The 557-nt window shown below is 60.0% G+C and carries 1 protein-coding gene; it reads right to left on the bottom strand.

What is annotated here, in order from left to right; translation table 11 throughout:
* On the bottom strand, nt 1–557 hold a 557-nt coding region (locus AWB79_RS37975), incomplete at both ends, for an electron transfer flavoprotein subunit beta/FixA family protein (protein WP_063963639.1).

Genomic DNA, 557 nt, shown 5'->3' with positions numbered 1-557 from the left:
GGCTTCTTCTTCGCCTTCATGATGTTCGGCAACGTCACATAACGCGGCTCGTTCAGGCGCAGATCGGTCGTCACGACCGCGGGCAGCTTCAGGGAAAGCGTCTCGGCGCCGCCATCGACTTCACGCGAAACCGTGGCCTTGCCGTCCGCAACCACAACCTTCGATGCGAACGTGGCTTGCGGCAGACCCGCCAGCGCGGCAAGCATCTGACCGGTCTGATTCGAGTCGTCATCAATGGCCTGCTTGCCGAGAATGATCAGCTCCGGCTTTTCCTGATCGACCAGCGCCTTCAACAACTTCGCCACCGCCAGAGGTTGCAACTCTTCCGCGCTTTCGATCAACACAGCGCGATCCGCACCGATAGCCAGCGCCGTACGCAACGTCTCCTGACACTGCGTCACGCCACACGACACGGCGATTACTTCGGTTGCAACGCCCGCTTCCCGGAGACGCACTGCCTCTTCGACAGCGATCTCATCGAACGGATTCATCGACATCTTCACGTTGGCGATATCGACGCCCGTGTTGTCCGACTTCACGCGGACCTTCACGTTGTA

The organism is Caballeronia hypogeia, from assembly GCF_001544875.2.
Classification (GTDB): domain Bacteria; phylum Pseudomonadota; class Gammaproteobacteria; order Burkholderiales; family Burkholderiaceae; genus Caballeronia; species Caballeronia hypogeia.
The sequence above is the reverse complement of the archived record's forward strand: the minus strand, read 5'-3'. Positions and strand labels throughout refer to the sequence as shown.